The organism is Sphaerospermopsis reniformis (genome assembly GCF_005402885.1).
GTDB classification, from domain to species: domain Bacteria; phylum Cyanobacteriota; class Cyanobacteriia; order Cyanobacteriales; family Nostocaceae; genus Sphaerospermopsis; species Sphaerospermopsis kisseleviana.
In genome coordinates this window covers 1-4,903 of sequence record NZ_BJCE01000321.1, presented here as the reverse complement: position 1 = coordinate 4,903, position 4,903 = coordinate 1, and the positions used below count along the sequence as shown (strand labels likewise).

Here is a 4,903-nt window from a genome sequence, read left to right as displayed (position 1 = left end):
GAAAAAGAAAGATGGGCAATGGAAAACCAAAGGGATGAATGTTTTGCCGATATGTACGTACATCCCCAGGAAACAGACTATAATATTGATACATTATTTGAATTAATAGACGCTTCAGAATTAGACTATCCTGTACATCCTAAAATCCTGGTTATCCTGATTCTGACAAAAGAATATATCTTTATTATTCACAGACAATCTATCAATTAAAATCCTGGTTATCCTGATTCAGAAAATCACATTAATACACTTTCTTTCACCTGCAATTTATTTATAATACTTTCTTCTAAAAGATGATAGAGGAAATGCGGAGTTTTTAAATTAGCTGAATGTAATAGATTTTGATAGACTTGACAAGCTGATTCATCATTTAAAATCCGATTGTGAATAATTCTTGTCCATTCCGGTGCAGTTATCATTAATTGTGGAACAACTTCAATAAATGCTGTAATTTGTTTTTCCATATCAAAAGATTCCAGAAAATGAATTAAGCTAAACATCACTTCTGGCTGTTGACATTGATCATCTAAAATTAGATGATAGGCAGATAAATCATTTTCATTAGGATTTTCAGCTATTGCGGTTAAAGCATTTTCAAAATTTGTAACTTGTGCTTCTGTTTGCATCAATCGGTTATCTTTCAAGATTTCTAGTAAATTGTTTTGATTCATGGTTTTTACCTCATTTAACAAAAATAGATTGCCAAGTTACTTTATTGAGTTTGATTAATGCTTGCAAACTTTCCCTGATTCTTCTATTATACAAACCTTGAGAAAGATAAATAGAACGTACATCCCAAATTTCTTGTGCTAAGGTTACTCTGGGTGATAAGTTTAAATTAGGACGTTTACCATAAGAAATTGTTTGCCGATGACGGCCTCCTTTTCCTGGTGATAAATGTTCCATCATAATGGCATATCCTTGATCTGTTGTATAATTAAGTGGAACTTTGGCTTTCATAAAAGCATCCGCAGGTATATGATGAGGTGTGAGGTTATCACCTCTACGTCCCTTTTTTAGTAAGTCTCCATAAGTACCTACAGTTCCTTCTCCTGGGATGAGTTGAGGTTGATGATTAATAATTTTTTTACTCCTGTTTAGTTATTTATACTGTTTAATATTTTGATTATAAAGGAAGACAAGGAATAATTAAATTGTCTGAATCAGGATGTCCAGGATTTAAGAATTTTCAGGATGATATTTGTCTGAATCAGGATTTCCGGGATTAAAGGATTTTCAGGATGATATTTTTTGTCTGAATCAGGATGTCCAGGATTAAAGGATTAACAGGATATTTTCGATCATTTATGGTTTTCTTTGAATGATAGGAAATATATCTTTTATCTGCATCAAAATTTATCATCATTAAATATTACCAGAAAATCTATAAATAACAATCCTGTACATCCTTAAATCCTAGTTATCCTGATTCAGACAAGAGAATATATCTTTATTATTCACAGAAAATCTATCAACTGCAATCCTGTACATCCTCAAATCCTGGTTATCCTGATTCAGACAAGAGAATATATCTTTATTATTCACAGACAATCTACAAATAACAATCCTGTACATCCTCAAATCCTGGTTATCCTGATTCAGACAAGAGAATATATCTTTATTATTCACAGACAATCTACAAATAACAATCCTGTACATCCTTAAATCCTGGTTATCCTGATTCAGACAAGAGAATATATCTTTATTATTCACAGACAATCTACAAATAACAATCCTGTACATCCTCAAATCCTGGTTATCCTGATTCAGACAAGCTATTTTTTGATAGTTAAAAACCTGAAAGAAATATTATTACCTTCCCAGTATTCCTGCGCTGAATTTAAAATATCCAATGCTATTTGGTACTGTGTCGGTTCAGCTTGAGCAAAGATATCAGCATGATCTTATGATATGACATATCTTTGAGCCGGACACCATGTTAAATCGGTGATACATTCATCAAAAGCATCCCAGTTATTGCCGAAGTATGCAGGAAATTCCATTGCTTCAGCAGCTTGTTTTAAAAATGTTTGTTTGTTATTGATTTTTTTACCATTAAGATAAAAAACTTTATGATTCATAGATTTATGGTGAGGAAATAGGTTAGTAAAATTGTCAGAATCAGGTGGTTATCGAGCGAAGTCGAGATAATGTCCAGGATTAAAGGATTTACAGAATGATAAAATAGACGATTGCTAACAAAATCCTATTAATGACTACTTTAACCGCCATATCTTGATAGTGTTGTCCCAACTCCCACTAGCCAGAGTTTGACCATCGGGGCTGTATGCTACTGAATAAACCGAGTCAGAATGACCAGGAAGGGTTTGTAGGAGGTTTCCTGTTTTTACATCCCACAGTTTGATAGTGTTGTCACCACTCCCACTAGCCAGAGTTTGACCATCAGGGCTGTATGCTACTGAATTAACCGAGTTAGAATGACCAGGAAGGGTTTGTAGGAGGTTTCCTGTTTTTACATTCCACAGTTTGATAGTATCGTCCCTACTCGCACTAGCCAGAGTTTGACCATCGGGACTGTATGCTACTGAATCAATCCAGTAAGAATGACCAGAGAGGGTTTGTAGGAGGTTTCCTGTTTTTACATCCCACAGTTGGATAGTGAAGTCATCGTTATGGCCATAACCCCCATCCCCACTAACCAAGTGATAACCCCCATCCCCACTAACCAAAGTTTGACCATCGGGGCTATATGCTACTGACCGAACCCAGCCAGAATGACCAGAGAGGGTTTGTAGGAGGTTTCCTGTTTTTACATTCCACAGTTTGATAGTGTTGTCCCTACTCGCACTAGCCAGAGTTTGACCATCGGGACTGTATGCTACTGACTCAACCAAGTTAGAATGACCAGAGAGGGTTTGTAGGAGGTTTCCCGTTTTTACGTCCCACAGTTTGATAGTCTTGTCATCACTCACACTAGCCAGAGTTTGACCATCGGGGCTGTATGCTACTGAATAAACCGAGCCAGAATGACCTCTTAGAGTTGTCTCTAAAAAGAAACCAATAGGTAAATTTGCAATTATAGATATGGGATTGACTGGAAACACTCCATAACGCATACAGCCATAGAATTGAGTTCCTATAAATCCTAATATCGCAGCTATTAATAGTTTTCTCAGTTTCGTATTTTTGACAGGAATCGTCGTTTGAGGCGCTGGAATTGTGACAGGTTGACTCTGAGGTGTAGAAATTACTGGTTGTGAAACCTGACGAGGTGAATTTACTAACTGATTAGTTTGCGAAGCCTGAGATTGATTTGGCTGAACTGAAGATGAAATAGTTGTAGCTGTTGATGGGGTTATTACAGTTTGATTTTGAGGTTTAGAAACTGCTAGTTGCGAAACTTGAGATTGAGTTTGCTTAACTGCGGCTGAAGTATTTGTATTAGTATTTCCCGCAATTAGGTTATTAGCTTCAGTTTGACTAATTAGACTTATTTGGCTTGAATCTTTTAGTATTATTTGTGGAGTATTACAACTTGATTTTTGATGTATTTCAAGAGTTCCCGTAATTTTGATATAACTTCCAACCCAATTACTTAATTGAGTAATTGTTAAGCTTCTGGAATTAGATAAATTTTTTAAACCTTCTGAAAATATAACAATTGCAAAAGGACTATAACCGTTGACGAGACTAGAAACGTTACCAAAGTTAATAAAGAATATATTTATGCTGCTAAGATGGCGAGTATTAGCAACTTGACCAACTACAGTTATTATCTTTCCTTCTTGCTTAACCAGTTCTAGGGTGTTAGTAGCTGCAAAAATAGTTGATTCAATAACAACAGATGGTTTTGCTTTAACAACACCAGGAAAAATATCAACACCAAGATTTGTAGAGCGATCGCACCAATAGCATTTACCAAAAGTTCTACTATAATAATGACTATCTACCCTGCCGCAAATAGTTAAATTATCATTCCCTGTTCTTAAAGCCTCTAACCACTCCCTAGCCGTAGGACGAGAATTAGGATTTTTATACCCATCATTAAAGCATCTCAGAAAACATTGCTGAATATCTGGATAGACAATCTCTAAAGGAATTGTTCTTGCTGCTGCGGTAATTAAAGTATTTGCCCCATAAACCCATAAACCCCGACGGATAAGTTCATTAGGTTCTGGAGTTTCCCCTGCACCAGTCCATTTTCCTTGAAAGGGGCTATTACCACCAAATAATAATTGATAGATAATTACCCCTAACCGAAATCTATCATGTATTTCCGTTTGCTCAATAATATCAAAATCTTTTCCCATTAATTCCGGTGGTGTATATCCTTCCGAACCAACTAAACAACGAAAAACCTTACCATTTTTCGGATTTATCACCTGAAAAGAATCAGTATCAATAATAGAAGGTAAAGCCCGATTATTCACTAAAATATTTTGTGGTTTAATATCACCCAACACATAACCAGCTTCATGTAAAGCCGCAATAATTGAGGCAATATTTAAAGCAGTGGTATGTAAAAAACGCCAATCAATTTCAAGTTTTAATTTCTTGCGACGTTGGGGATTATAAACATCAATAAGTTCTTTTCCATCCTTAATTTCTGGCATTAAAAAGCCCACAAAATTGCCCTGAGCATTTTTCAACACCGATTTAGGCCAAGCAAAGGAAACATGATGAAGATGGGAATTTGGTTCTGTGGGTGGGTGGTCTATCATTACTGCTAGTTTTTGAACCCGTTCAGGTGTTGGTGAATGGTAAATTTTAGCTAAATAACCATGATGATTAGTTCGCCAAACTTTTGCTTCTCCACTAACAGCTATTTCACTTAATAGAGTAATTGATTTTCCTGTAATGCCACAGGTAAGAACTGTCATATAATTTTCAGTAAATTGGATGAAATAAATATCAAATAGTATTGTTGACTAGGACGGGCTAG

At 35.6% G+C, this 4,903-nt stretch carries 3 protein-coding genes and 2 pseudogenes; 1 reads left to right on the top strand and 4 read right to left on the bottom strand.

Features of this window, described 5'->3' with window-relative positions; translation table 11 throughout:
* Nucleotides 1-210 (top strand): annotated as a pseudogene (locus FFR48_RS29730) (hypothetical protein); the annotation flags it as partial.
* A 26-nt stretch (nucleotides 211-236) separates the two neighbouring features.
* Here FFR48_RS29730 and FFR48_RS25400 read toward each other — a convergent pair.
* The 4 genes and pseudogenes from FFR48_RS25400 to FFR48_RS25385 form a co-directional block, all read right to left on the bottom strand.
* On the bottom strand, nucleotides 237-671 hold the full coding sequence (locus tag FFR48_RS25400) for an Imm30 family immunity protein (RefSeq protein ID WP_137669279.1): 435 nt from the start codon (nucleotides 669-671) through the stop codon (nucleotides 237-239).
* 10 nt (nucleotides 672-681) lie between these two features.
* Nucleotides 682-960 carry a hypothetical protein gene (locus FFR48_RS25395; protein WP_137669278.1) on the bottom strand — a complete coding sequence of 93 codons (279 nt, stop codon included), beginning with the start codon at nucleotides 958-960 and terminating at the stop codon, nucleotides 682-684.
* Between the two features lie 815 nt (nucleotides 961-1,775).
* Nucleotides 1,776-2,081, bottom strand: a pseudogene (locus tag FFR48_RS30825) (barstar family protein).
* 135 nt (nucleotides 2,082-2,216) lie between these two features.
* The gene (locus FFR48_RS25385; RefSeq protein ID WP_137669276.1) at nucleotides 2,217-4,841 is read right to left on the bottom strand and encodes a WD40 domain-containing protein; all 2,625 of its coding nucleotides are present in this window, start codon (nucleotides 4,839-4,841) and stop codon (nucleotides 2,217-2,219) included.
* Nucleotides 4,842-4,903 lie beyond the last annotated feature (62 nt).

Bases quoted from the DNA above. Each gene is read 5' to 3' on its own strand.
- FFR48_RS25400 (WP_137669279.1), bottom strand. From the start codon at position 671: ATGAATCAAAACAATTTACTAGAAATCTTGAAAGATAACCGATTGATG.
- FFR48_RS25395 (WP_137669278.1), bottom strand. From the start codon at position 960: ATGAAAGCCAAAGTTCCACTTAATTATACAACAGATCAAGGATATGCC.
- FFR48_RS25385 (WP_137669276.1), bottom strand. From the start codon at position 4,841: ATGACAGTTCTTACCTGTGGCATTACAGGAAAATCAATTACTCTATTA.